Here is a 25,889-nt window from a genome sequence, read left to right on the forward strand (position 1 = left end):
ACCTCATCGTTTCTCGGAGCTCACCACGGCGACGCCGCGGAGATTGGCCCAGCCGCCGCCCGCCTGCACGAGCGCGAGCGAGGCGCCGGGCACCTGGTGCCGGCCGGCCTTGCCCGTCACCTGCATCGCCGCCTCGGCCAGCCGGATCAGCGCGGTGGCGCCGATCGGGTTGGCGCCCATGCAGCCGCCCGACGGGTTGACCGGAAGCGAGCCGCCCATGGCGGTCTCGCCGGAGGCCACCAAGTCGGCCGCCCCACCGGCCGGGCACAGGCCCAGACCCTCGTAGTAGCTGAGCTCGAAGCAGGTGTACGGCTCCTGCAGCTCGGCCACGTCGAACTGCCGGAACGGGTTGGTGATGCCCGCGTCCCGGTACACCCGGGCGGCCGCGATCTGCAGCGGCTCCGACTGGAGCATCGAGCGATCCGCGCCGTTGTCGGCCTCGCTGTAGTACGCCATCCCGTTGATCCACGCCGGAGTGTCCGTGATCGCGAGGGCGTCCTCGTCCGCGGCGAGGACGACCGCGCAGGCCCCGTCCGAGATCGGCGGCACGTCGAGCACCTTGATCGGCCAGCACAGCGGCCGGGAGGCCAGCACCTCCTCGACCGTGACCTCCTTCCTGACGTGCGCCTTGGGGTTGGCCAGCGCGTGGCGGCGGTTCTTCACCGCCACCATCGCCGCCGCTTCCTGGGTGTGGCCGAGCCGGTCCATCCGGGCCCGCCAGTACGCCGCGGAGAAGCCCATGATCCCGACGGCGAACTCCCGCCCCCAGAACGGGTCGTAGAGCGTCGAGATCGAGGCCTGCAGGGCCCCTTCCGAGAGCTTGTCGTAGGCCACGACGAGGACCCGGCGGGCGGCGCCTCCCTTGATCTGGTTCACCGCGGCCAGCGCGCCGGCCAGGCCGGTGCCCCCGCCGCTGGTCACCCGGACGACCGGCTTGAACCGGGCGCCCAGCGCGTCGACCAGCCACTTCTCGGGCTGGTTGACCGCGCCGAACATAGCGGGCCCGCTCGCGACGACCACGCTGTCGATGTCGTCCATGGTCAGCCCCGCGTCCTGGAGCGCCTCGACGACGGCCTCCCTGGCGAGCCCCGCCTGGCTGACGTCGGTCCGCCGGCGCGCGTGGGCGGTCTGGCCGGTTCCGACAATCGCGATGCTCATGCAGCCACCTCCATCGTGACCACGCAGTGGTTCTGCATGGCGAATCCGCCGGTGCCGTGAACGAGCGCGGTCCTCGCCTGGCCCGCCGCGAACCCGCTCCTGCCCGCCAGCCGGGAGGCCGCCTCGTGGAACCGGGCGAGACCGGTGGCCATGATCGGGTCGGCGGGCAGCGCGCCACCCGACGGGTTCACGGCGGTGGCGCCCCCGCCGTCGTACAGGTCGAGCGCCTTGTGCCGGGGTGCGAGGCCGAGGGCCTCCAGCACCATGAGCTCCCCCACCGTGGAGGTGGCCGAGACCTCGGCGATGTCGAAATCGGTCGCCCGCGCCGTCCCCAGCGCCATCCGCGCCGCGGCCGCGCACGCGGGGAGCGCGTCGGCCTCCCGGGCGGCGAGGAAGTGCTGGTCGATCGCCGAGCCGTGGCCGGTCAGCCGTACCGGCCGGGTGGTGATCTGGTCGGCGACGCCGGCGGCGGCCAGGAGCACCGCCACGGCGCCGTCGACCGGGCGGGCGAAGTCCGAGCCGTGCAGCGGGCTGGCCACCCGCTCGTGCCAGAAGGGCTCGGCCGAGGGCACCTCGTCGAGGTCGACGTTCGGGTTCCGCACGGCCGCCTCCCACGCGTGCCGCGCGACCACCTCGAGGTCCTTCGGCTTCAGGCCGGCCGCGGTGAGGTAGCGCTGGGCGTACAGGCCCGCCGCGGAGAAATGGTCGAGTCCCACCGGACGCTGGGTGAAGGGCTCGAGCAGGGTGCACCAGAACGAGCGCGCGTCGAGCTCGGACGGCTTCGCGTACGCCACGACCAGCCCGACCGAGGCCGAGCCTGAAGCGATCTTGTTCATCGCGTAGGAGAGCGCCCAGAGGCCGTCCTCCTCGACTCGGGACTCCTCCTTGTGGTGCGCGCCCATGGCGCCGAGAAAGCCGCAGTTGGAGATGCTGCGACCGTCGAGGAAGTCGCTGCCTGAGTCGATCACGAAGTCGACGTCGTCGATCCTGAGACCGGTGCCCTTCAGGACACCGGTGACGGCTTCGGAGATCAGGTCGACATGCTGGCGGTCCGCCCACGACGGCTTGAACAGGGTCTGCGCGCTGTTCACCACCGCGACGGGCCGGGGTGCGTAACTCATGAGGGGGTTAGACCTTCCATTTGGGAGAATTTCACGGGGCGATGCTGCGCCCTCCGCACACCGTCAGGACCTGGCCCGTGATGTAGGACGCGTCGTCGGACGCCAGGAAGGCGACCGCCTTCGCCACGTCCTCGGGCTCGCCGATCCGCCCGGCGGGGATCCTGGCCACGAGGCCGTCGAGAACCCGCGGCGGCATCGCCCTGCTCATCGGGGAGTCGATGAGGCCGGGCGCCACGGCGTTGACGCGGACCCTGGGGGACCAGCGCAGCGCCAGACCCCGGGTGAAGCCGATCAGGCCCGACTTCGACGCGACGTAGTTCGCCTGGCCGAAGTTGCCGAGCGCCGCCCTGGAGCTCATGTTGACGACCGAGCTGCCGTCCCGGAGCTCCTCCTCGAGCGCGAAGGTCAGCCTCATCGCGGCGAGCAGGTTCACCTCGACCACGGCGGTGAAGTCCGCCTCCGTCATCGTGGCCAGCCGGGCGTCCCTCGTGATTCCGGCGTTGTTGACCAGGACGTCCACCGAACCGTGGGTCTCGCGGACGAAGTCACGGACGCGGCGCACGTCCTCGTCGGCGGTCAGGTCCGTGACGACCGCGCTCGCCGTACGCAACTGCTCGGCCGTGTCCCGCACCGCGTCGTCCCGGTCCACGAGCACGAGGGCGTGGCCGCGGTCCGCCAGGAGCCGCGCGATGGCGAGTCCCAGCCCGCGCGCGCCGCCGGTGACGACCGCGATCCGCGTCATGGGATCACCTTCCCGATGAGTCCGGCGCCGAGTGTCAGCACCTGGCCGGTCAGTCCGAGGTCGCGGACCGCCGTGATGATCGCCTCTTCGTCCCCGGCGTCCCCGTCGGGGAGGGCCACGACGTTGACCTGCCAGCCGGCGCGGGCGCCCTCGAACCCGGCCGCGCGCGCGATCCCCGCCAGGCCGTTCGCGTAGGCCGCGCCGTACACCGAGTGATGTCCGAGCAGGTCGCCCGCGCGGACGAGGATCACCACCGGGCGGCCCCCGGCCACGGCGTCCCGCACCGCGACGAACGCGGCCCGCAGCCCGTCGCCCACCTCGTCCAGACTGCGCGGATCGGCGGGCCGGATCAGCACGGGTCTCATGCCGGCCACCCCCTGCGGACCGCGTCCATGCGCGCGTACGCGGTGACCGGTCCGGACAGGATCTCCAGGTCGGCCAGGGCCCGCTTGTAGTACCGGCCGATGTCGAACTCGTCGGTGAACCCGACGCCGCCGTGGAGCTGGATGCCCTCCTCTGACGTGCGCTTCAGCGCCTCCCCCGCCCTGGCCAGGGCCAGCGGGGCGAACAGGGCCAGGGCCGCGGCGTCACCCGTGTCGGCGGTCTCGGCGGCGGCGAACACGAGTTCCTGGGCCGTGGTGAGGCCGACGGCGAGGTCCGCGCAGCGGTGCTTGAGGGCCTGGAAGGAGCCGATGGGCCGGCCGAACTGCCGGCGGGTGCGCAGATAGTCGAGCGTCTGGTTGAGGCAGGCGATCGCGGCGCCCACCATCTCGGCCGCCAGGAAGACCGCGAGGCGGTCCACGAGAGCGTCGATCCTGGCCCGGTCGAAGGTCTCCCGGTGCAGGGCCACGGCCGGCGTCTCCCGCAGCAGCAGGTCGCCGAAGGCGCGGGTGCTGTCGACCGTCCGTACCGGGTGGCTGACGCCTTTGGCGTCCACGCCGAACAGCCCCCAGTTTTGCCCGTCGATCGCCGCGACGACGATCAGCCGCTGCGCTCGGGCCGCGTCGGGGACCAGGGGGACGGCACCGTCGAGGACCCAGCCCGTGCCGGAGCGGGTGGCGGTCACCAGCGGCGACGGCGCGGACGACCAGCCGCGTCCGTGCCCGAGAACCAGGGCGAGCAGGGTCGGCTCCCCCGCGATCGCCGCCAGCAGGCCGCCGGAGAGCTCTGGATCCGCGAGCTCGGCCAGGGCCGTGGCCGAGAAGGCGGAGGTCGCCAGGTACGGCGAGGGCGCCAGCCGGGCGCCGAGCTCACGGTGCACAATGCACTGGACGAACACGCCGAGTTCCGCGCCGCCTGCCACGGCGGGCACCCCGAGGCCCGACCAGCCGAGCTCGACCATCTGCTTCCAGGCGGGCTCGTCGAACCCGGGCGCGCCGGCGGCGGCCTCGCGAACGCGGTCCGAGCTGAAGACGCGCTGGGTGAAGTCGCCGACGATCGCGCTGATCTCTAGATGATCGCTTGAGGTGAGCGGGTCGGTGATCACCGGCTGCGTCCTTCCTGGCTCATCGCGGTAGTCCGAGGAGACGCTCGGAGATGATGTTGCGCTGGATCTCGCTGGTGCCGGAGTAGATGGAGGCGGCCCGGCTGGCCAGCCGGTGGTGGGTGTCGGGCCGGCCGAGCACCAGGCCGCGCGCGCCGGCCACCTCGGCCTGCAGGCTGCCGAGGTCCTTCTCGAGCTCGCCCCACACCAGGTTGGTCATCGACCCGACGGCGCCCAGGCTCTGGCCCGCCGCGGCCAGCAGCGTCCCCCGGTAGTTGAGAAGGCGGAGCTCCTGGCAGCGCACCCAGAGCCGGCGCAGATCCTCGCGCGCGGCGTGGACCCGCTCCGGCGGGAGGTCGCCGGGATCCCCGAGGACGCGTTCGCAGTCGAGCAGGCGGACGAGCAGCCGGGCATGGTCGGTGTAGCCCTGGTCGCCCCGCTCGAACTGGAAGAGGGTCATCGCCACCTGCCAGCCCTGGCCGGCCTCGCCCACGACCCAGTCGCGGGGAACCCGGGCGCCCTCGAAGAAGATCTCGCAGAACTCGGCGTCGCCGCTGATCTGCTGGATCGGGTGGACGGTCACGTTCGGCTGGTCCAGCGGGCAGATGAGCATGCTGAGGCCGTGATGGCGGGCCGAGCCGGGCTCGGTGCGGGCCAGCACGAAGCAGAAGTCGGCGTACTGGCCGAAGGTGGTCCAGGTCTTCTGGCCGGTCACCACCCAGCCGTCCCCGTCCGGTTCGGCCCGCGTCCGCAGCGAGGCGAGGTCGGAGCCGGAGTCGGGCTCGGAGAAGCCCTGGCACCACATCTGGCCGCCCGACAGGATCCCCGGGAGGAAGGCGCGCTTGAGCAGGTCGGAGCCGTGCGCCATCAGGGTGGGGCCGAGCAGGATCAAGCCCGGCGTGTTGACCGGTTCCGGCGCCCGCGCCAGGGCCAGCTCCTCGTAGTACATGAACTGCAGCACCGGGTCCGCGCCGCGGCCGCCGTACTCGACGGGCCAGTGCAGGCCGGTCCAGCCGCCTTCGGCCATGGTGTGGTGCCAGCGCCTGCGGAACTCGAAGCGCGCGTCCTGGTCCAGCGGTTCCGGCTCTCCGGTGGCGTGCTCCCGCAGCCAGGCGCGGAACTCGGCGCGGAAGGGATGGTCGTAGGGGGCTCGCGGGAGCGCGGGACCCAGGACGTGATGGTCGAGAAGCTTCACAGCACCGCCAGGGCGTTGGAGGGCGAGCTGGCCCCGCCCGCGAGCGGAAGGGGGACAGCGACGAAGAGGAACTCCCACCGGGCGAGCTCCGCGCACCTGGCGGCCAGGGCGTCGAGGTCGAGCAGCTCGGCCACGGCCATCCCCAGCAGGGGGATCAGGCGGCGGTGGAGGGACCCCACGGCCGGGTCGCCCGGGGTCGACTCCAGCGCGGGGTTGTCCGCCGCGACCGCGGCCACCTGGCCGTCCCAGAGGAACCGCGCCATGGCGGCATCGGCGCGGAGCCCGGTGCAGCGGGGGGCGAGGGACGCGCGGGACCCGGCGGCCAGTCCCCGGTAGGCCGAGACCCAGCCGGTGCGGACGCAGAGGATGTCTCCGGTCCTGAGCTCGACGCCCTGATGGTCCGCGCAGGCGCGGAGGTCCTCGTCGCCGATCACGTGTCCGGAGAGCGGGTCGATGGGCGATCCCTGGGCCTCGGCCCAGCGGGCGATGTCCAGCAGCACGCCCCGCCCCACGATGCCCGCGCGCGCCCACCGCGATATCCCCGGACCTCGTGACGCCTGCTCGAACGAGGTCTCCCCGCCGAAGAAACCGAACTCCCGGGCCCGGACGTGGAGGAGCCCGTCCCACTGGGAACCCGACTGCGGGTTGAAGTCGTCGATCACGTCCTCGTAGGTGTTCCGACCGACCTGGACGTGGCGATGCCGGTGCGCCGACCGGCCGTACAGCGGCGGGTCGATCAGGCCGAGGGGAAGGTCGAGCGAGACGGACTCACCGGCGCTGACCAGGGCGGCGGCCTCCCGTCTGAGCTCGGGCGTCAGCAGCGAGAGGCTGCCCAGCTCGTGATCGAGCACATCCCACGCGTGCGGGAGCCCCAGCCCGTCGAGCACGGGGAGCAGGTCGTACGCCGGTCTCATCTTCCCTCCGAATTCTACCGAATGTTTGGTAGATTAAGTGGCTCTGACCAGCCCTGTCAACGGCCGGAGGCCAGCCGCGGCAGCACCTTCGCGGCGAGGTACTCCAGCCGGACGGTCGCCGCCGCCACGTCCTCGCCGGGCAGCATGCCGAAGAAGTGCACCTCGTCGACACCGGCCGCACCGGCCTCGGCCAGCGCGGCCAGCGCGCCTTCCGCGTCCACGAAGGTGTAGAACCCCTCCTGGATCAGCCGGCGCGGGTCGGTGTAGGGCGGGACCTTCAGGAACCCGTAGTCGATGTACTGGTTCACCTGGTAGAGCATGTGCTCGCCGAGCGCCGCGAGGGCCCGCTCGGGATCCTCGTCCACCACCATCCACGCGGTCCTGGAGGCGGGCTTCCGGCCGGCGCCCAGGCGCTCGCAGGCCCCGTGGAACGCGACGACCTCCGCGTTGACCGACGCCATGAAGCCGTCGGCGGTCCGCGCGGCGCGGTCGAGGGCGGCGGGAGCCGTACCGCCCAGCCAGATCGGCGGCCCGCCCGGGCGGACCGGCCCCGGCCGGACGCCGAGTTCCGGGATCGACCAGTGCCTGCCCTCGAACCGGAAGGGCTCCCCGGAGAACGCCAGCCGGAGGATCTGAAGGGCCTCCTCCATCCGGGAGGCCCGGTCTCGCGTCGACGTGCCCAGTGCCTGGAACTCCAGCTCGCGGTAGCCGACGGCGACGCCGAGCCGGAACCGCCCCGCCGACAGCGCGTCCACGGTGAGGGCGTCCTCGGCCACCCGGAGCGGATGGTGCAGCGGCAGCTGCAGGATGTTGGTGGAGACGCCGACCCGGGTCGTACGGGCGGCGATCGCGGCCGACAGCGCGAGCACCGACGGCGTGTAACCGTCGTCGACGAAGTGATGCTCGGAGACCGACACTTCACCGAAAGCCGGGGTGGACTCCACCCAGTCGATCTGCTCAAGGATCTTGCGATAGCGCACGTCCCACGGCTCGCGCCAGGGAGCCGGGTTGCGGAAGTCGTAGAAGACGCCGAATCTGCTGGGAGCCATCTGGGTCAGCCCTCTCTCACCGGATGCCGGAACGGCACCGCCCGCCTGTCGCGCCACTCTGATCGCGGCGGCCCGCGGGCGAAGGGCGACCGTTCCAGATTGGGACAGTCAAGCCGGCGAGTCAGGGCTCCCCGCCGAGCCGATGGCGTCGCGGGTCTGGTGCCGCGCTGGTCAGAGGGGTAGGGTGCTCCCATCCTACCGTTTGGTTGAATGGAGCGAGCATGACTCCCTCACCTTCGGGACAGCCGCTGATCCTTCGTTCCTGGGAGCGTTCCCGCATGTGCGGCCTGGACCGGGGGGACAGGCTGACGCTCCCCTACCAGGCGGATTTCGAGGCCAGTGGCAGGTTCCTGCGCGCCGCGGAGCCGGTCATGGACCGGCTCGCCGAGTGGCTGCCCGGGTGCGGCACCTCGGCCGTGCTCACCGACGCCGCCGGTCAGCTGCTGCTGATCCGGTGCGACGACGACGAGCTCTCGCGGCGGATGGAAGCCGGTCAGAGCGCGCCCGGGTTCGTCTGGAGCGAGGAGTTCTCCGGCACGAACGCGGTGGGGATCGCCCTCGAGGAGCGCATCGCGACCTGGACCACGGGGAACGACCACTATCTCGAGGTGCTGCGGGACCTCGCCTGCGCGGCCGTTCCCATCGTCAACCCCCTCACCCAGCGGCTGGAGGGCGCCGTCGACCTCACCACCTTGCTCCACCGGGCGAGCCCCCTGATGATGCCCATGGCGATGCAGGCGGCCAAGGCGATCGAGGACCGCCTCGTCGAACTCGGCTCGGCCGCCGAGCGCTGCCTCCTGGAGGCGTTCATGTCGGCGACCAAGCGCCCGGGCCGTTCGGTCGTCGTGCTGAGCGACCGCGCGGAGTTCAGTTCCGCGGCGGCGTCGAAGCTGCTCGGCGCGGACGACAGGGCGCTGCTGGGACAGCGGGCCGAGGACCTCGGCGAGGGTGCGGAGCGGCGACCGGTGGAGGTGCCGCTGAGCAACGGCGAGGTCGCCGTGGCGAGGTTCGAGCAGATCAGGCTGGCCGGCCGGCGCATCGGGACGCTCGTGCAGCTGACCATTCCGGCGAGCTCCTCCCGCCGCTCGCCGGGCACGGTCGTCACCGGGCGGTTCGGCGGCCCGAAGGAGTTCGGCTTCCTGGGCCGCAGCCCCGCGGCCAAGCACGTCAACCAGCGGATCCAGGAGGTCGGTGCTTCGACTTTCCCGCTCGTGATCGACGGCGAGGCCGGCGTGGGGAAGTTCACGGTCGCCAAGCTCATCGCGCGGCGCACCGGCAAGCCGGTGGTGTTCGACGTGAGCAACACCCCCAGCGTCAACGAGGCGAACCTGCTCCGCGAGCTCGGCGATGTGCTCAGCGCCGGTTCGCGCTGCGTCATCGTGAAGGGGATAGGAGACCGTTCTGAGGAGTTCAACAGCCACCTCGCGACGCTCGCGGAGACCGCCGAGAACCATGCCAGCCGGGTCATCGCCACGCTCACCTCCGGCTCGGCCGCGCGCGTCGCGAAGGCGGCGGGTTTCGGCGTCCGGCTGACCGTTCCCTCGCTGCGGGAACGGCCCGAGGACATCCTGGACCTGGCTCCCGCCCTCATCAGCCGCCGCGGAGCCCGGGTCAGGATCGCCCCGCCGGTGCTGCACGCCCTGATGCGTTACGAGTGGCCGGGCAACGTCCGCGAGCTGGACAGCGTGCTCTCCGCGATGCTCAACCGCAGCCGCGGCTCCGAGATCACCCTGTCCGACCTGCCCGCGCACTACCAGCGAGGCAGCCGGCGGCTGCGCCGCATCGAGCACATCGAACGCTCCGCCATCATCCAGGCGATCACGGAGGCGGGCGGCAACAAGACCCAGGCCGCGGAGCTCCTGGAGATCGGGCGGGCGACGCTCTACCGCAAGATGAAGGCCTACAAACTGGATCCCGACCTGCTCGGGGGCTGAGGCGTTTCACATTGGGACGGCCCGGGCGGCGGGGATCCCGCCAGGATTCACTGGTGTGAAGACCTATCCGAAGTCAGTCGGGGACATCGTGGCGATCGGCGCGCGTCGCGCGCCGGCGAGGGTGGCGATCAGGGATCGGGCCGGCACCGAGCGCACCTACGCCGAGCTGCACGAACGCAGCACCCGGCTGGCCAACGGGCTGGTGGGTCTTGGCCTGAAGCCGGGGGATCGCGTCGCGGCCTGGATGGAGGACTGCGCCGAGCACGTCGAGGTGTACTTCGCCTGTGCCAAGGCCGGGCTGGTGGTCTGCCCGGTGAACGCGCGCTTCACCGCCTCCGAGGCGGCGTACATCCTCGCGGACAGCGAGGCCCGCGCGCTCCTCTGGACTCCTGGCCTGGAGGAGCGCGTCGCCACGCTTGCGGATATGTCCGGCGAGTTGCTTCTCGTCTCGCCGCCCGGGAGCGGCCTGCCGGCCCATGAGTACGAGGCGCTCGTCGCGGGTGGTGCCTCGCTGGAGCTCCCGCCGCCGGCTTCGGACAGCCTCTTCATCCTCGGATTCACCAGCGGCACCACCGGGAAGCCCAAAGGGGCGATGCTGACCCATCGCAGCGTGCTGGCCATCGCCCGGATGAACGCGCGGTCGTTCCGGCTGAGCGGGTGGCCGGCGGTCGCGCTGACCGGATCGATGTCGTTCGTGGCCGTGGTGCCCGCCCACGTGCTGTGCGCGCTGAGCCTCGGCGGGACGGTCACGATCATGGGCAAGTGGGACCCGGACTCGCTGCTTTACGTCATCGAACGCGACCGCGCCACGTTCACTTACGTACCGTCCCCGCTCCTGCCCGAGATGACCGAGGCGCTCTCTCGCCGCCGGGCCGCGTGGCAGTCCCTGGACTCGGTGCTGCACTCCGCCAGCCGGGCCAGTGCCGACCACCTCGGCGCGCTCTACGACGTGGTGGGGAACCGTCTGATCGAAGGCTGGGGGATGACCGAACACTCGGGCGGGCTGGCCACCGCGACCGTTCCCAGCGACTACCTGGGCGCCACCCGCCAGTCGGGGATCTTCGCCGGTGTGGGGCGGGCGGCGGTCGACGTCGACATCAAGGTGGTGGACGGCCAGGGAGCGGAGCTGCCCCACGACGGTGTCTCGGTCGGCGAGCTCTGCCTCTCGTCCCCGGCGCTGATGGCGGGCTACTGGCGCCGCCCGGACGCCACCGCGGCGGCGCTCGCCGACGGCTGGTACCGCACGGGTGACGCGGGAACCATCGACCCGGACGGGTACGTCACGGTCTCAGACCGGCGGACCGACCTGATCGTGAGCGGTGGCGCGAACGTCTACCCGAGCGAAGTCGAGATCTGCATCGCCGCCATCCCCGAGGTCAGGGAGGTCGCGGTCGTCGGTGTGCCGCACCCCCGCTGGGGGCAGGCGGTCGTGGCCGTCGTGGTGAAGCGGCCGGACGGCTCGCACCTGACCGAGGACGCCGTCATCCAGCACTGCAGGCGGGAGCTCGCGAGTTACAAGAAGCCCACCCAGGTGATCTTCATGACCGAGCTGCCGCGCACCACCAGCCTCAAGATCTCCCGCGTCCGGCTTCGTGAACAGGTGGCCTCCCGGCTGACCGCCTAACAACGCGGGACCTGTCTCAGTGCGAGACGATCCGGCCACCTCGGGCCCGCCCGCTCCTAGCCTGACATGCGACTGAGCCGAGGAGGACGTGAGATGACCGAACAGAAGATCGGCAACTGGGGCCGGTGGGGAGCCGACGACGAACGCGGTGCGCTGAACCTGCTGGACCCCGGCACCACGCTGGCGGCGACCAGGGTCTCCCGCACCGGCAAGGTCTACCCGCTGGGCCTGCCGATCCAGCGCGCGGGCATCCCCCTGGTCGACTACCGGGGGACTCCGCAGCGGCTGACCCTGCTGAACCATCTCGACGAGCACATGTACGAGCCGTACGGCGGAAAGCCCGGCGTGGGATGTCACGAGGACGTGCTGACGCTCGCGTCGCACACCTCGACGCACATGGACGCCCTCTGCCACGTCTACTCCGACGGCAGGACGTACAACGGTTTCGGCAACGACGCCATGGAGACGTACGGCGGCGCGGCCCGATGCGGCATCGAGAAGGCCGGCCCCATCGTGACGCGGGGGGTCCTCATCGATGTCGCGGGATACAAGCAGGTCGAGTGGCTCGAGGCCGGCTACGTCATCACCCAGGAGGACCTCGAGAACACCCTCAAATCCCAGGGCGTCCAGCTGCAACCGGGTGACGCGGCGCTGATCCGTACGGGCTGGGTGGACTGGTTCTTCGCCAACGGTCAGGAGATGTCCCTGGTGCAGCCGGGGATCGGGCTCGAGGCGGCCGCCTTCCTCGCCTCGCGGGACGTCGTGGCGGTGTGCTCCGACAACACCGCCGTCGAGGCCCAGCCCTTCGACCGCGACGAGTTCCTCGGCAGCCATGTCGAGCTGCTCGTCCGCCACGGCATCTACCTCATCGAGCATCTCAACCTGTCGGAGCTCGCCGCCGACCGGTGCCACGAGTTCCTCTTCATGGTGAGCCCGCTGCGGATCACCGGAGCCACCGCCAGCCCGGTGAACCCCGTCGCCGTGGGCTGAAACGACAACGACCTCCCTCTCCAGGAGAGAGGGAGGTCGTTGTTCACGCGGATCAGGTGAGTTCCAGCCCCGCGAAGTCCCCGGACCGCCGCCAGTCCGCGAGCATGGCGAAGAACTCGGTGGAGGGGAAGTACATCCCGGAACCGATGGCGCTCCGCATGTCCTCGGGCCTGCCCTCGGCGTTGAAGTAGCCAGGGGTGCACGCCTCCTGGAACGGCCGCCGCAGCGCGGTCTTCGCCGCGATGACCTGCTGCCACTCCCGCTCGGCTTCGACCGTGGCCTCGACGCGGGTGACCCCCGCGTCGAGGCAGTGCCTGACGATGTGGGTGATGTGGTTCACCTGCTCCTGCAACATGTGCGGGACGCTGATCGTCGTACCCGTCTGGGTGAGCCCCATGAAGAAGCTGTTCGGGAAGCCGTGGCTGAAAAGACCGTGGAAGGTCTTGATGCCGTCGGCCCACTTCTCCGACAGCCGCGCACCGCCTCGGGAGACGACGTCGTAGCCGGCCTGGTGGCACCAGGTCGTGCCCAGCTCGAAGCCGGTCGCGAAGATCACGCAGTCGAGTTCGTGTTCGACGCCGTCCACCACGACTCCGCGCTCGGTGATCCGCTCGATGCCCCCGCTCACGTCGACCAGGCTCACGTTGCCCCGGTCGAAGGCGGGCAGGTAGTCGTCGCTGAAGCCGGGCCGCTTGCAGAGCGTCCGGTAGTAGGCCTTCAGCAGCTCGGCCTTCCGCGGATCATGGACGATGGTGTCGACCCGGGCGCGCAGCCTCTCACCCCACTCGTAGTCGGCCGCCTCGGTCGCCGACCCGATCGCCTCGGGAGTCCGCTCCGCCTCGGGCAGGCGTTCGACGGCTTCCAGCTGGTGGCGGAAGAAGCGGGCCCACCCGTCGTCGACGGGACAGTCGACGTCCTCCATGGACATGAGGCGGTTGAAGCTGTCCTCGCGCGCCTTCTGCCAGCCCGCCGGCAGGGACTTGAACCACTCCAGGTCGGTGGGGCCGTTGTCCCGGACCCCCACGGCGGTCGGAGTGCGCTGGAAGACGGTCAGGTGCTGGGCGCCCTCGGCCAGTTTCGGCACCATCTGCAGCCCGGTGGCCCCGGTCCCGATCACCCCGACGCGCTTGTCATGGAGCCGGTCGAGGCCACCCGTGGAGTCGCCGCCCGTGTACGCGAAGTCCCAGCGCGCGCTGTGGAACATGTGGCCCTGGAAGGTCTCGATGCCAGGAATGCCGGGCAGCTGGGGCCGGTTGAAGATCCCGCTCTGGGTGACGACGAATCGCGGCCTCAGCCGGTCGCCTCGCGACGTGCTGACGGTCCAGCGCGCCGCTTCTTCGTCCCACTCCAGGCCCGTGACCTTGGTCTGGAAGAGCGCGCGCTCGTACAGCCCGAAGTGGCGGCCGAGCTTCTGGCAGTACTTGAAGATCTCCGCTCCGGTCACGTAGCGCTCGCTCGGAATGAACCCGGTCTCCTCCAGGTACGGCAGGTAGATGTACGACTCGACGTCACAGCGGATCCCCGGGTAGCGGTTCCAGTACCAGGTGCCGCCGAAGTCGGCCGCGACGTCGAGGATCCGGAAATCGTGGATGCCGGCCGAACGCATGGTCGCGGCGGCCTGCAAGCCACCGAAACCGCCGCCGATGACGAGCACGTCCAGTTCCTCGTGGCGGGGCTCCCGGAACGCCGGCGGGGCAGCGTGCCGGTCGTCGTCGAAATGGGCGTACCGGCCCTCGGCGAACGTGTACTGGTCCGTTCCGGTCGTCCGGAGCCGCTTGTCGCGTTCCTCGCGGTACTTCTCGCGCAGAGCCTCCACATCTACGTCGATGTCTGCCACGTGTTCCTCCTAGCCACATCGGAGCGGACTTCGCCCTTCACTGTGGCGAGTGTGGCCGCCGGTCCAGCGGGCGGACTGTCTCACTTCAATACGCCCGGCCGTGTGAGCACTCCAGTGTCTCGACTTGAGACGTTGTCCGATCGTCGTCACCCGCGCTGGCACCATCTGGGCATCCGACGGCGCCCTGCTCTGAGCAGGAGTGCATGGAACCCGCAGCGGGCTCCAGCCCGGCCGTGACAGAGCAAGGAAACCGAATCATGCATCGACGCAAGTCCACGACAATGCTCCTGGTGAGCGTGGTCGGCCTCGCGCTGGCGGCCGCGTGCTCGACCGAGAACAACGCCGCGAACACCGCCACGGCAGGCCCCCGCAAGGCCGAAGAAGGATTCCAGCAGTCCGGCTCGGGCGGCGACATCACGCGGTTCTGCGGGACCAAGCCCATGAAGGTGGGCTTCCTCAAGAGCGCGGGCGGCAACACCTGGGTCCTGCAGGCCGCCGCCGAGTTCAAGGACGAGGCCGCCAAGTGCGGCAACGTGACGGAGGCGCTGTTCGCCCAGGCGATCAACGACCAGCAGAAGGCGATCTCCGACATCACCAGCTATGTCGCGCAGGGTGTCAACGTCCTGGTCATCTCCGCCGACTACGGTGTCGCCGAACTCCCCGCGATCAGCAAGGCCACCCAGGCCGGGGTCAAGGTGGTCACCATCCTCGGCGACGCCGGGGGGAAGCCCGGCACCGATTTCGTGGACGCGGTCACCTTCGACACCGACTTCATCGGCAAGAAGTGGGCGGACTTCCTGCACGAGCAGGTGGGCAAGGGCACGGTCGCGTTCCTTGGCGGCACGCCGGGCAACGAGACGAGCACCCAGTTCTTCGCCTCCTTCCAGGAGGCCATGAAGGCGTACCCCGAGATCGAGATCGTCGACGACCGGGTCCAGGACACCAACTGGGACCCGGCCCTGCGCCGGAAGGTGATGACCGGCCTGCTGTCCAAGCACGGCCGTATCGACGCGATCGTCAGCGACTTCAACGGACCCGACACCGGCGCCATCCAGGCCTACGACAGCGCGAACATGGAACGGCCGGTCGTCGCCTCGATCACGAGCAACAACGAGATCGGCTGTGACTGGGCGAAGAAGCCGTACCCGTTCCTCGTCATGGGCCAGACCTCCAGCCTGCCCAGGCTCGCGCTCCGCATCGGGGTCGCGGCGTTCCAGGGAACCGCCAACACCGAGTCGGCGAAGCTGCACCCGGAGCCGTTCACCTACCTCCCCAACGGCACGGCGCCGGACTGCAAGCCGGCCCTGCCGCCGGACGCGGACCTCACCGCGGACCTCACCGAGTCGCAGCTCACCGAGCTGTTCAAGAGCTAGCGGAGATGGAAACCACAGCCCTTCGCGTCAGCGCGGTCACCAAGACGTTTCCCGGCGTCACGGCGCTTGACGAGGTCGCGCTGGAGGTCGGGGCCGGCGAGGTGCACGGGGTCGTCGGCGAGAACGGCGCGGGCAAGTCGACGCTGATGGCGGTGATCTCCGGAGCGCTGGTTCCCGACCGCGGCACGGTCGAGGTCGCGGGCCGGCCGATGGACGGCGGGCCGGACCTGGCGCGCGCGCTCGGCGTGGCCATCGTGCGGCAGGAACCCGCGCTGCTCCCCGACCTGACCGTCGCCGAGAACCTGTATCTCAAGGTCCCACCGGCCCATCGCCCCCGGCCGGGGGCGATGTCGCGGTGGGCCGAGGGGTGCCTGCGGGAGTGGGACCAGGAGACCCGGATCCGTCCGGACGCCCGGGTGTCCCAGCTCGTGGCCGAGGAGCGGTTCATCGTCGAGATCTCGGCCGCGCTGTCCTCGCGTCCGAAGGTGCTCATCCTGGACGAGCCGACCGAGCACCTCGGTGAACGGGACGTGGAGCGCCTCTTCGGCAAGGTCCGGGCGCTCGCGCGGCAGGGCTGCGCGGTGATCTACATCAGCCACCGGATCCGCGAGGTGCGCGCGGTCGCCGGCGTCATCACCGTGCTCCGGGACGGACGGGTCCGCGGGACGTATCCCGTCGGCGCGCTGTCCGAGTCCGACATCGTCGCCCTGATCATCGGCAGGACTCTGGACGCGACCTTCCCCGCCAAGCCCACCCCGGCCGCGCCGGCGCCCCCGCGGCTCGAGCTGGCCGACTTCCGGAGCGCCGGGTTCCAGGGGGTCAACCTCCGGGTCGGCCCCGGCGAGGTGGTCGGGCTGGCCGGGATCGAGGGGAACGGCCAGCGGGAGACGCTGCGCGCGCTCGCCGGGCTCGGCGGCTCCCGGGGAGAGGTCCGCGTCGACGGCAGCGTCGTCCGGGTGCACCGCCCCCGGTCGGCCAGGAAGCACGGGTTCGCGTTCCTTCCCGGCGACCGCCATCGGGAAGGCGTGCTCGGCGAGCTCAGCGTCGCCGAGAACATCGTCTTCCGGAACCTCGGCTCTGCGTCCCGGTGGGGCGTGGTCAGCGCCCGGCGGAGCCGCGAGCTGGTCGCCGCGACCCTGGACGGGCTCGCGGTCAAGGCGGCGAGCGCGTCGGCGCCGATCGCGAGCCTGTCCGGTGGCAACCAGCAGAAGGCCGTGCTGGGGAGCATCCTCGCCACCGACCCCCGCGTCCTGCTCATCGACGAGCCCACCCAGGGCGTGGATGTCGGGTCCAAAGTCGAGATCTACGCCTACCTCAGGAGACTCGCGGCCGGCACCGGCACGGCGATCCTCGTGGTCTCCTCCGACGCGCTCGAGCTCGCCGGGCTCTGTGACCGGGTCCTGGTGTTCTCCAGAGGAACCGTCGTGGCGGAGGTGTCGGGTGCGGAGCTGACCGAGGAGACGATCACGGCCGCGGCCCTGACGGCCTCCACCGGCCGGCGGCAGGCCGCGAAAGGCGGCGCCGGTCGGCTGCTGTCCTGGCTGGCGGGCGACTCCGCGCCGGCGATCCTCATCGCCGCCGCCATGGTCGCCCTCGGTGTGTACGTGGCGACCCGGAACCCGATGTACCTCTCGACTTTCAACATCTCGTCGCTGCTCGCCCTCGTGGTGCCGCTGATGTTCGTGGCGATGGCGCAGACGACGGTGATGATGGTCGGCGCGATCGACCTCTCGGTAGGCCCCCTCATGGGGTTCCTCGTGGTCGTCGGCTCCTTCTTTCTCACCGCTGAGGATGCCCAGGGCCGCCAGGCGCTCGGCTGGATCCTGATCGTCGTGGTGGCCATCGCGGTCAGCGCGCTCAACTGGGCGTTGGTGGACGCGCTCAAGCTCCCCCCGCTCGTCGCCACCCTCGCGACCTTCTTCGCGCTCCAGTCCGGATCACTGCTCCTGCGCCCCCAGCCCGGTGGTGTCATCGACACCCGGATCGTCACCGGCCTGGGAGCCCAGATCGGCGTCGTCCCCGTGGCCTTCCTGGTCGCCGTGGCCGGTGCGATCGCGCTCCAGTTCGCGCTGCGCAGATCATGGGCGGGCCTCGCCCTTCGCGCGGTGGGATCCGACGAGAGGCGCGCTGGCCTGGCAGGCGCTCGCGCGGCAGTGATCCGGCTGGCCGCCTTCGTCGGCTGCGGGCTGCTGACCGCGGCCGCCGCCGTGTGCCTGATCGCCCAGGTCGGTTCCGGGGATCCCGCGGCGGGGACGACGTACACGCTGACCAGCATCAGCGCGGCGGCGATCGGTGGCGCCAGCATCTTCGGCGGGCGCGGCTCGTTCCTCGGGGCCGTCCTGGGCGCGCTTCTGGTCCAGCAGATCCTCGGCGCGATCCCCTTCCTGTCCCTCAGTACGGCGTGGGAGTCCTACCTCGTCGGTGCGCTGACGCTGGTCGCGGTGGCCACGTTCTCGAAGTCACGCCAGATGAGTGAGGTCGCCTAGCAATGGACCAGACCACCACGCTCGGCACGCCCCGCGCGACCGGCGGGAACGCGCTGCTGTCCGGCTGGGAGTATCGCAGTATCTGGGCCGCCGCGGCGGGTGTCTTCGTGCTCAGCGCGCTGGTCGCGCCGCGGTCGCTGTCCTCGTCCTCGGTTCTCTCTTTGCTGAGCTTCTCGGCCGTGCTCATCGTCGTCTCCGTCGGGCAGACGCTGGTGGTCCAGCAGCGCGGCATCGACCTGTCCGTGCCGGGCGCCGTGACGTTGTGCGCGATGGTTCCGCCGTTGCTGATCTCGAAAACCGGGGTCACCCTCGCGGTGGCGCTGGTGGGCACGCTGCTCATCGGCGCCTGCGTCGGTCTCGTCAACGGCCTGCTGGTGACCAAGGCCGGGATCACTCCGCTGATCACGACGCTGGCCGTGAACTCGCTCCTGCTCGGCGTCCTGCTGACCTACAGCGGAGGCCTCCCCTCGGTGGCCGCGCCGCCGGCGCTCGTCTCCTTCGCCACGCACCAGGTCCTCGGCGTCCCGCTGGTGTTCTGGGCCGCCGTGTGCTTCGTCGCCGTCGTGGCCTTCGGCGTCGGCAGTACAGTCCTCGGCCGGCGATTCGTGGCGGCCGGGGTGAACCCGGCCGCGGCGAAGTCGGCGGGCGTGCCGGTGGACCGGTACGTCATCGGCGCGTACGTGTTCGGGTCGATGAGCGCCGCCCTCGCCGCGATCCTGCTGCTCGGGTACCTGGAGTCCGCCTCGGTGCGGATCGGCAACGACTACCTCTTCGCCTCGATCTCCGCCGTGGTGCTGGGCGGCACGTCGCTGGCGGGTGGCAAGGGCAGCGTCGTGGCCAGCGGCGTCGCGGCCGTGTTCCTCACCCAGCTGACGCAGTTGCTGCTGACGGCGGGCGCGCCGACGTCCATCCAGCTGCTCGCGCAGGCCGTGGCGATCGGGCTGGCCGTCTGCCTGCGCACGCTCGCGGGGGCGGGCGCCCGGCGTACGGGATAGAGTCAAACTAACGTTTGGAAGGTCTGAGCGAGGAGATTCGGGTGCGACCGGCAAGCAAGGCGAGCACTGCCAAGAAGTCGTTGGACGGCGGTCGGGCGCGCGACCGGGAGGTCATCGAGGCCGCCGTCAACCTGTTCTGGGAGAAGGGCTACTCCGCCACCTCGGTGCAGGATGTGGCCGACGCCCTGGGCATGCTCAAGGGAAGCCTCTACTACTACATCGACTCGAAGGGCGACCTGCTCAAGAAGATCTTCGAGGACTCGCACGCCGAGGTGCGCGTGATCGCCGAGGCGGCCGTCGCCCTCGAGCTGCCGGCCATCGAACGCCTGCAGATCTTCATCGAGCGGTATGCCGACTGGTCCCTGCTCCACCTGCGCAGGGCCAGCCTGTACGCCCGGGAGTGGCGCCACGCCGACCCCGAGCTGCGGAAGGTCATGCTCGCCCAGCGCCAGTACTACGACCAGGTCGTCATGACCCTGATCGAAGGGGCGAAGAACGAGGGCGCCGCCGACCGGGAGCTGGACACTAAGCTCGCCACGTTCTTCATCCTGTCAGCCGTCGCCGCACTGCCCGACTGGTACCGCCCCTCGACCGCCAAGAACGCTCAGTCGGTCGCGCGGGGCTACGCGGAGCTGGCGCTGCGCATCGTCACCGCCTGACGCGCCGGATCAGGTGCGCGCGCGCCGCTCGTCGATCCGGAAGTGGAACTCGATCTCGTTCAGGTGGTCCACCTGGATGGTCTTCTCGGCGAACCGCCACCGCCCGGCCCGCCGGACGAACCTGTCGAAGTACTGACCGCCCACGACGATCCGGTACGGCAACCCCGGAGGGCGCTGAAGCACCGTGAAGTAGCACCGGGACGTGGCCTCGTCACCGTTCAGGGTGATCACCTGGTTGGTGAGGAGATGCCGGGTCATCGGACTGCCCCTCTTGTAGGTGATGACCTGATCGACGTAGAACGCCTCGATCTGGGCCCGGCCGCGAAGCTCGTCACCGCGTACGCCCGCCATCACCGGACGGAGCACGGCGTCGGACAGCAGCTCGCCGACGCCGGCGAAGTCGCCGCCGTCCAGCCGGAACGTGTACTCCGCCGTCAGGTGGCGGATCGCCTCGTACTCAGACATCGGGTTCTCCTGTCGCGCCGGGTGCCAGGCTGTGGATGATCTGTTGGCAGCTCGCCACGAACGCGGCGCCGCCCACCTCCGCGCCCACGGTCTGGAACGCGATCTCGGTGACGCCCAGGTCACCCAGCTCGCGCTCGAGCCGCCGGACGCGGCGGGCGGCGGTCGCCGGCGTGCCGGAGACGGTGAGCTCGTCCACGACGCTGTCGGGGATCAGCTCGCCCAGCCGGGCCCACGAGCCGCCGACCGCCTTGAAGCCGCGCTGCACCTCCGCCGGGATGTGCTCCCAGCCGGTCCCCGCCGCCACGGTCCGGTAGCTCGGCGTCGAGAAGTAGAAGGCCAGCTGGGCCCTGGCCCGGGCCCGGGCGACCTCCTCGTCGTGGTCGATCGAGGTGACGCACCAGGCGATCACCTTGGGCGGGCGCCCCGCGCGGGCGCTCGATCCCTCCGCCACCGCGGGCAGCAGCCGCTCGACCAGGTGCCGCCTGGCGATGGCCAGCGGGTGCAGGAGGACGCCGTCGAGGTGGGCCGCGACATGCCGGCCCATGACCGGGTTGAGCGCCGCGCCGAGGACGGGCGGTGGCGGGCCCGCCAGGTCCTCGTTCTGGCTCCACGCCGCACGAAGCGCCGCGGCGTACGCCACCAGCGCGGGCGCGGGCGGTTCGAAGTCCGCGCCGAACCATCGCCGTACGCCTCGCGTCCCGGGGCTCAGGCCGAGCGAGAACCGGCCGCCGGAGAGGCGCTGCACGTCCGCGGCCATCGCCGCCATCGCCAGGGGGACGCGCGCGAAGGCGTAGGCGATGCCGGTGCCGATCTCGATCGTCTCGGTGCGCAGCGCCACCGCCAGGGCGCGCACCACCGCGTCGCGATGGGGATACTCCGTCGTCCAGACCCGCTGGAAGCCCGCCGCCTCGGCCTGCCTGGCCAGGTCGCCCAGGGGATCGAGCTCAGCGGTCGCGAACACCAGACCCCGCCTGAGCGGCCGTTCTTCGCCGCTCCGCGTCATCCTCTGCGTCATCACGTCAGCCGTCCCGCTCCAGCGTGTTGCCGATGGGGGTCCGGACCGCGTCGACGACGTACGCCTGCGGGCTACTGGGCAACGTAGCCGCCGTCCACGGGGAACGGCACGCCCGTGATGTAACTCGCGGCGTCGCTGGCCAGGAAGATGACCGCTTCGGCGATCTCGCGCGCGTCCGCGACCCGGCCCAGGGGAACCCGGGACGCGTACAGGTCCGCGACCTCGTCGGTGAACGCGGCGTCCTTCTGCATGAATCCGGCCAGCATGGGCGTACGCACCGGACCGGGACAGACCGCGTTGACCCGGATGCCTTCGGGGGCGAGGTGAACCGCGAGCGCCTTGGCGAGACCGATGACCCCCGCCTTGGTGAGCGAGTAGAGCGGGGTCGTGTACGACGCCACCAGTCCCGCCGCGGAGGAGGTGAAGACGATGGAGCCACCACGGCCGGACTTCCGGATCAGGGGCAGCAGCAGCTGGGTGAGGAAGAAGCCGCTCTTCAGGTTGACGTCCACGGAGCGCTGCCACTGCTCCTCGGTGATGTCCATGATCCCGTGCGGGTTCGGCATGCCGACGTTGTTGAACAGGATGTCGACGTGGTCGACGAGCGAGGAGATCTCCGCCACCACCCGCGTGAGATCGCTCACCATTCCGCAGTCGGCCACATGAGCGGTCGCCTGGCCCCCGATCTGGGCCGCCACCGCCTCCGCCGCTCCCTTGTCCAGGTCGATGACCGCGACCCGGGCGCCCCGCTCGGCCAGTCCGAGCGCCGTCATCCGGCCGATGCCGGATCCGCCCGCCGCGACGACGGCGACCTTGCCCTGCATGCTCATCAGCTCTCCCAGCGTTCGGGGCGGTCGATCGCGACCACCCGCTCCTTCAGGAGCCATTCGGCGCGGACCCGTTCGAACCTGTCCCGGTAGACCGCCGTGTAGCTCATCGAGACTCCCTCGGCCATGGTCACCAGCAGTCCCGCCGAGCAGCGGCCCGCGAGTTCCGCCTCCAGGACCAGGTGGTGCCACGTGATGTGGCGGGACGGCCCGGGCCGGGACGCGATCCAGGACTCGGCGAACGCGCGCAGGGCCGGCCGCCCTGTCACCTCCAGCGGGCGGTTCGTCCGTAACACCCCGTCCGGGGTGAAGCAGCGGGCCCACGCCTCCGCGTCCCCGTCGTCGATGGCATTGGCGTACCGCGCGTGGAGGTCCATCACCTCGTCGCGAAGCTGCCGGTTAGATTCCACATTCCGACCATGGCCGAGCGGATGTGACGCGTAACGTCCCACTTTGAAACGGCTCGGAGCACTCCGGCGGCGGCTGCGTACGCTCCGATCCATGGAACACGTTCTCTCCGGCACCGTCGCGGTCGTCACCGGAGCCGGCGGCGGCATCGGCCGGGCGATCGCGCTCCGGCTCGCCGAGGACGGCGCGCTCGTCGTCGCCGCCGACCGGCGCGCGGAAGCGGCCGAACAGACCTGCGCGGCCGTCGTCGCCATGGGGGGTGCGGCCGAGTTCCAGACGGTGGACGTCACGCGGTCGGCCGCGATGGAGCACCTGCTCAGGACGACCGCCGAGCGCCATGGCTCGCTGGACGTCCTGGTCAACAATGCCGGCATCTCGGGTGGCCCGGCGCCGATCGCCCAGTTCGACGAGACGTTCTTCGACCGGCTCGTGGCGGTCAACCTCAAGGGGGTCTTCCTCGGGCTCCGGCACGGCCTCCCGATCATGATCAGCCAGGGCCGGGGCCGCGTCCTCAACATCGCCTCGGTGAGCGCGGTGCGCAATGTGCCGGGAATGGGGCCCTATGCCGCGACGAAGGCCGGGGTCATCGCCCTGACCAGGGCCGCCGCCACCGAGGCGGGCCCGCACGGGGTCAGGGTGAACGCCCTGCTCCCCGGTGCCACGGACACCCCGATGGTGAACCCACCGGGCCGGGAGAGCAACGGCGAGGAGACCTTCGTCAGCGGGATCCCCCTCGGCCGCCTCGCCACCGCCGCCGAACAGGCCGAGGTCGCCGCATTCCTGGTGTCCCCGCGGTGCACCTACATGAACGGCGCATCCGTGCTCGTGGACGGCGGCATGGCATTCGCCTGAGCATCGTTCGACGCCGTCGTCGACGGCGCCGTCCTGCACGCGGCGGCCCTCGTCGCCGTCCGCGACGGCGGGACGTTCGTCGGCGTGGTCTCGGCGTCTCCCGCGACGTCCGAGCGGGGCATCGAGATCGGCATCGTGAACGTCGAGCCCGACGGCGCGAGGCTCGCCGAGCTGCTCGCCCTCGCCGCCTCCGGCGTCCTGGAGCTGCGGGTGGCCGGCCGGGTGCCACTGGCCGAGGCCGCGACGGCGTACGACAAGGTCGCCGGCGGCGGGCAGCGGGGGCGGTGGCTGCTGGTGCCGTGAGGGCGGCCCTGACCCGGCTCGACGCGCGAACGCCCGTCCGGCAAACCCGGGCGGGCACCAAAGTCCTGGAGCAGATGGCCTTACCCTGAATTCGAAGGGGAAGGATTATCCTCGTTGCTCGCGCGTAGCTTTTCGTAGAGGCGCGATATGTAGCGCATGTAGTCTTCGTCGATGCCGACGGTACGCACATAACCATCGAAGTAGATCGATTCGACGAGCCGGAGGTAGCTCAGTTTTGTCATGGCGGCCAGCGCATCGGGGTTAGACGCGATGTACAGGTCCGCGGGCAGTTCTGTTGCCCCCTCCATCGCCTTATAGTCCATGTCCGGCTGGATATAGTCGATGGGCGCTTTCCGAGTGGCCAGGCCGCGCATCCGGGCGTATTCAGTGAACAGTCGTGCCTTCGCGCGTGATCGGGCTGACTCGGCGACGGGCGGTGCGATCTCGAAAATCAGCGTGAACGGGGATTTCAGGGTCTTCGCGTGGTCGTGCCAGGCGGTTTCCAGCATCGTCCAGCTGACGCCTCCGGTGGACGGCAGCGCACCCAGGTAGTCGATGAGCGCGTAGTTGCGATCGACGCTGGTGAGCAGGTTCAGGAAGCCGACCACACGGTCGCCCTGCACCGCGAGATAGAGGGAGTAATCGATCGGCTGTGGGTCGCCTTCGCGCGAGAAGTCTGCAAGCCGCCGGTCGGCGGCATGGCCGAGGATAATCGTCGGCGACATTTGCTGATTCGCTGGTATGAGGCGACGGAAGAGCTCACAGAACTGGTCCGCATACTGTCGTGTGGCGCGATCTCCGTACCGCACGACGCGCTGCTCGTTCATCTCAGGGCAGGCCGATCAGCTGGGTCGCGCCCAGGAAGAACGCCGTGTGCACCCGTTCGGGCTTCACCAGGTCACACGCGTTGGCCATCGTGCCCAGTTGGCGTTGGGCAGGATCGCGGGGAAGGAGATGTTTCCCTCGCCCTTGGAGTGCGCGCCGGTGAGTCGGATCAGCAGGACCTCGGACTTGGTCAGCCACTCTTCGACCGGCTCGCCGAAAACCGGCCCTGAGCTTTTTCCTCATGTCGGTTCCTCCCTTCGTTCGCCGGGTCAGGGCCGGCGAAGCGGGCAGCGCCCAGGAAGAAGGCGGACTGGAGTTCGGGCAGCTTCACGATGTCGCTGCCATGACCTTGGGTCAAGCGCTGCTGACCGGCCTGGCCTAACCGCCCAGGTCGCCACCATATTTACTGGCTTGGGAGATCGCCCGGCACCTGCGCGAGCGACCGCGGACCGCCGCAGGCGGGCGCATCGTCAACGTCGGCTCCCGCGGGGCATTCCGCGGGCAGGCGGTCGCCTGGCTCGCTTCTCCTGAGGCCGAGTGGGTCAGCGGGGCGGTCGCCGACGTCGACGGCGCCTCGTACACGCACTGACGCCGCGCCGCCGGTCAGGTGCGCCACCGCGGCTGCCGCGCGAGAGCAGGGCGGCGACCTCGATATACACAGCGAAGCCGTCTCAGCATGTGACCGTTCTACCTCAAGACGGCGCCGACCGGTGCCCCGTGGGACGCCTGCTCCCGGAATGGACCCGTTGGGTCTCGAGTCAGGCGACCAGCTTCCCGGCGACGGTCCAGGTGTTGCATCGTGCGGGGGACGGCTTCGTGAATCCCCGGTTCACCCAGTACACGATGTTGCGGCCCGTACCGTGCCATCGCTCCTCCGTGGACCTCATGTCGTCTCCGGTACCGCGCATGGCGTCGAGGAATTTCCGCCAGTCACGCGTAGGGCGGTGGAGGGACTTCCAGACGCTCCCCAGGAAGGCACCCGCCAGGCAGTGGGCCTGGAGGTTGTAACGGCGCAGGTACTCCGACTCCTGCTGGGACTCGCCACTGCCCATCAGGCTGTCGGCTGCTTTGCCGATGCCGGACAGGTCCTGGATGTGATTGCCGTACTGGTAGGCGACGATGTCCAGGAGGACGAGCCCGTCAGGGGCCTTGAGGAGGCTGTCCTTCAGGTAGATGACGATCGTCCTGTCGCAGTACTGTGCCACGCCGACCCCCTGCCAGCCGGTGCCGCAGACCTCGGTGCCGGGATCGGTGACAAAGCGGACCATAGGCTTGGCGAAGGGCAGCCGCGCGACTTTCAGCAGCGGCCGCCACGACTCGTCCAGGCAGCCGAGCCAGGCGCGCAGGTACTTCGCGGCCGACTTGGGGTCGTTCTTCCTGACTCCTGGGACGGAGCAGGCCCGCCGGGGAAGCGGGCCCGTCCGATAGAGGGGGTTGCTGGCCAGCACCGCGGGCATGGCCGGCGCCCGAACGTATGAGCCGATCTGGGTCGCACTTGCGGTCTCCCCGGCCGCCGGCCCAGGGAGGAGCCCGGTGATCAGGGCCACGGCGAGAGTGAAGAAAAGCGGGGTGCGCATGAGGCGGGAAGGTAGCCTAGCCGTACCGTGCCCGCAAGATCCGCATGTCAGTCCTTG

24 protein-coding genes and 1 pseudogene are annotated in these 25,889 nt (G+C 70.6%); 10 read left to right on the forward strand and 15 right to left on the reverse strand.

The window, feature by feature from the left end; all coding sequences use genetic code 11:
* Positions 1-3: 3 nt before the first annotated feature.
* Genes ABGB08_RS16430 through ABGB08_RS16465 form a run of 8 tightly spaced genes read right to left on the reverse strand, consistent with a single transcriptional unit; the run spans position 4 to position 7,662 of the window.
* On the reverse strand, positions 4-1,158 hold the full coding sequence (locus ABGB08_RS16430; protein ID WP_347591094.1) for a thiolase domain-containing protein: 1,155 nt from the start codon (positions 1,156-1,158) through the stop codon (positions 4-6).
* Positions 1,155-2,279: a hypothetical protein gene (locus tag ABGB08_RS16435; protein ID WP_347591096.1), complete on the reverse strand. Its 1,125-nt coding sequence runs from the start codon at positions 2,277-2,279 to the stop codon at positions 1,155-1,157. The genes ABGB08_RS16430 and ABGB08_RS16435 overlap by 4 nt, the downstream gene beginning before the upstream one ends.
* Positions 2,280-2,310: 31 nt before the next feature.
* Complete coding sequence (locus ABGB08_RS16440; protein ID WP_347591098.1) at positions 2,311-3,021, reverse strand: SDR family oxidoreductase; 711 nt, start codon at positions 3,019-3,021, stop codon at positions 2,311-2,313.
* Complete coding sequence (locus ABGB08_RS16445; RefSeq protein ID WP_347591100.1) at positions 3,018-3,386, reverse strand: hypothetical protein; 369 nt, start codon at positions 3,384-3,386, stop codon at positions 3,018-3,020. Before ABGB08_RS16445 ends, ABGB08_RS16440 begins: the two co-directional genes overlap by 4 nt.
* On the reverse strand, positions 3,383-4,507 hold the full coding sequence (locus ABGB08_RS16450; RefSeq protein WP_347591102.1) for an acyl-CoA dehydrogenase family protein: 1,125 nt from the start codon (positions 4,505-4,507) through the stop codon (positions 3,383-3,385). The genes ABGB08_RS16445 and ABGB08_RS16450 overlap by 4 nt, the downstream gene beginning before the upstream one ends.
* A 19-nt stretch (positions 4,508-4,526) precedes the next feature.
* Positions 4,527-5,699 (reverse strand): acyl-CoA dehydrogenase family protein, encoded by a 1,173-nt coding sequence (locus ABGB08_RS16455; RefSeq protein ID WP_347591104.1) that lies wholly within the window; start codon positions 5,697-5,699, stop codon positions 4,527-4,529.
* A complete protein-coding gene (locus tag ABGB08_RS16460; protein ID WP_347591106.1) occupies positions 5,696-6,613 on the reverse strand; it encodes a cyclase family protein in 918 nt (305 codons plus the stop codon). The genes ABGB08_RS16455 and ABGB08_RS16460 overlap by 4 nt, the downstream gene beginning before the upstream one ends.
* A gap of 56 nt (positions 6,614-6,669) precedes the next feature.
* Positions 6,670-7,662 (reverse strand): LLM class flavin-dependent oxidoreductase, encoded by a 993-nt coding sequence (locus ABGB08_RS16465; protein WP_347591108.1) that lies wholly within the window; start codon positions 7,660-7,662, stop codon positions 6,670-6,672.
* Positions 7,663-7,883: 221 nt separating this feature from the next.
* Here ABGB08_RS16465 and ABGB08_RS16470 point away from each other — a divergent pair, with 221 nt between their 5' ends.
* From ABGB08_RS16470 to ABGB08_RS16480, 3 genes are all read left to right on the forward strand, one after another.
* Complete coding sequence (locus tag ABGB08_RS16470; protein ID WP_347591110.1) at positions 7,884-9,596, forward strand: helix-turn-helix domain-containing protein; 1,713 nt, start codon at positions 7,884-7,886, stop codon at positions 9,594-9,596.
* A 55-nt stretch (positions 9,597-9,651) separates the two neighbouring features.
* Positions 9,652-11,220, forward strand: a complete 1,569-nt coding sequence (locus ABGB08_RS16475) for an AMP-binding protein (RefSeq protein WP_347591112.1) — start codon at positions 9,652-9,654, stop codon at positions 11,218-11,220.
* A 93-nt stretch (positions 11,221-11,313) separates the two neighbouring features.
* Complete coding sequence (locus ABGB08_RS16480; RefSeq protein WP_347591114.1) at positions 11,314-12,210, forward strand: cyclase family protein; 897 nt, start codon at positions 11,314-11,316, stop codon at positions 12,208-12,210.
* Between the two features lie 52 nt (positions 12,211-12,262).
* Here ABGB08_RS16480 and ABGB08_RS16485 read toward each other — a convergent pair whose 3' ends face one another.
* Complete coding sequence (locus ABGB08_RS16485) at positions 12,263-14,047, reverse strand: NAD(P)/FAD-dependent oxidoreductase (protein ID WP_347591116.1); 1,785 nt, start codon at positions 14,045-14,047, stop codon at positions 12,263-12,265.
* Between the two features lie 257 nt (positions 14,048-14,304).
* On the opposite strand from ABGB08_RS16485, the gene ABGB08_RS16490 reads away from it, so the two are divergent.
* Genes ABGB08_RS16490 through ABGB08_RS16505 form a run of 4 tightly spaced genes read left to right on the forward strand, consistent with a single transcriptional unit; the run spans position 14,305 to position 19,560 of the window.
* Complete coding sequence (locus ABGB08_RS16490) at positions 14,305-15,420, forward strand: substrate-binding domain-containing protein (protein WP_347591118.1); 1,116 nt, start codon at positions 14,305-14,307, stop codon at positions 15,418-15,420.
* Between the two features lie 5 nt (positions 15,421-15,425).
* On the forward strand, positions 15,426-17,906 hold the full coding sequence (locus tag ABGB08_RS16495; protein WP_347591120.1) for an ATP-binding cassette domain-containing protein: 2,481 nt from the start codon (positions 15,426-15,428) through the stop codon (positions 17,904-17,906).
* A 2-nt stretch (positions 17,907-17,908) separates the two neighbouring features.
* Entirely contained in the window at positions 17,909-18,901 is a 993-nt protein-coding gene (locus tag ABGB08_RS16500; RefSeq protein ID WP_347591122.1) for an ABC transporter permease, read from the forward strand.
* A gap of 41 nt (positions 18,902-18,942) precedes the next feature.
* The gene (locus ABGB08_RS16505; RefSeq protein WP_347591124.1) at positions 18,943-19,560 is read left to right on the forward strand and encodes a TetR/AcrR family transcriptional regulator; all 618 of its coding nucleotides are present in this window, start codon (positions 18,943-18,945) and stop codon (positions 19,558-19,560) included.
* 9 nt (positions 19,561-19,569) lie between these two features.
* Here ABGB08_RS16505 and ABGB08_RS16510 read toward each other — a convergent pair whose 3' ends face one another.
* The 4 genes from ABGB08_RS16510 to ABGB08_RS16525 form a co-directional block, all read right to left on the reverse strand.
* Positions 19,570-20,025 (reverse strand): nuclear transport factor 2 family protein, encoded by a 456-nt coding sequence (locus ABGB08_RS16510; RefSeq protein WP_347591126.1) that lies wholly within the window; start codon positions 20,023-20,025, stop codon positions 19,570-19,572.
* Positions 20,018-21,028, reverse strand: a complete 1,011-nt coding sequence (locus ABGB08_RS16515; RefSeq protein WP_347591128.1) for an LLM class flavin-dependent oxidoreductase — start codon at positions 21,026-21,028, stop codon at positions 20,018-20,020. Before ABGB08_RS16515 ends, ABGB08_RS16510 begins: the two co-directional genes overlap by 8 nt.
* A gap of 83 nt (positions 21,029-21,111) precedes the next feature.
* The gene (locus ABGB08_RS16520; RefSeq protein WP_347591130.1) at positions 21,112-21,870 is read right to left on the reverse strand and encodes an SDR family NAD(P)-dependent oxidoreductase; all 759 of its coding nucleotides are present in this window, start codon (positions 21,868-21,870) and stop codon (positions 21,112-21,114) included.
* Positions 21,870-22,277 (reverse strand): nuclear transport factor 2 family protein, encoded by a 408-nt coding sequence (locus ABGB08_RS16525; protein ID WP_347591132.1) that lies wholly within the window; start codon positions 22,275-22,277, stop codon positions 21,870-21,872. The genes ABGB08_RS16520 and ABGB08_RS16525 overlap by 1 nt, the downstream gene beginning before the upstream one ends.
* 91 nt (positions 22,278-22,368) lie before the next feature.
* Here ABGB08_RS16525 and ABGB08_RS16530 point away from each other — a divergent pair, with 91 nt between their 5' ends.
* Both ABGB08_RS16530 and ABGB08_RS16535 read left to right on the forward strand, forming a co-directional pair.
* On the forward strand, positions 22,369-23,127 hold the full coding sequence (locus ABGB08_RS16530; RefSeq protein ID WP_347591134.1) for an SDR family NAD(P)-dependent oxidoreductase: 759 nt from the start codon (positions 22,369-22,371) through the stop codon (positions 23,125-23,127).
* A gap of 18 nt (positions 23,128-23,145) precedes the next feature.
* Positions 23,146-23,430, forward strand: a pseudogene (locus ABGB08_RS16535) (zinc-binding dehydrogenase); the annotation flags it as partial.
* 80 nt (positions 23,431-23,510) lie between these two features.
* Here the strand turns inward: ABGB08_RS16535 and ABGB08_RS16540 are convergent.
* A complete protein-coding gene (locus ABGB08_RS16540; RefSeq protein WP_347591136.1) occupies positions 23,511-24,257 on the reverse strand; it encodes a hypothetical protein in 747 nt (248 codons plus the stop codon).
* A 239-nt stretch (positions 24,258-24,496) separates the two neighbouring features.
* Between ABGB08_RS16540 and ABGB08_RS16545 the strand changes: the two genes are divergently transcribed.
* On the forward strand, positions 24,497-24,637 hold the full coding sequence (locus ABGB08_RS16545; protein WP_347591138.1) for a hypothetical protein: 141 nt from the start codon (positions 24,497-24,499) through the stop codon (positions 24,635-24,637).
* A 376-nt stretch (positions 24,638-25,013) separates the two neighbouring features.
* Here ABGB08_RS16545 and ABGB08_RS16550 read toward each other — a convergent pair whose 3' ends face one another.
* Positions 25,014-25,832 carry a neutral zinc metallopeptidase gene (locus ABGB08_RS16550; protein WP_347591140.1) on the reverse strand — a complete coding sequence of 273 codons (819 nt, stop codon included), beginning with the start codon at positions 25,830-25,832 and terminating at the stop codon, positions 25,014-25,016.
* Positions 25,833-25,889: the final 57 nt, after the last annotated feature.

Source organism: Acrocarpospora sp. B8E8 (genome assembly GCF_039871605.1).
In the GTDB taxonomy this organism is placed as follows: Bacteria; Actinomycetota; Actinomycetes; order Streptosporangiales; family Streptosporangiaceae; genus Acrocarpospora; species Acrocarpospora macrocephala.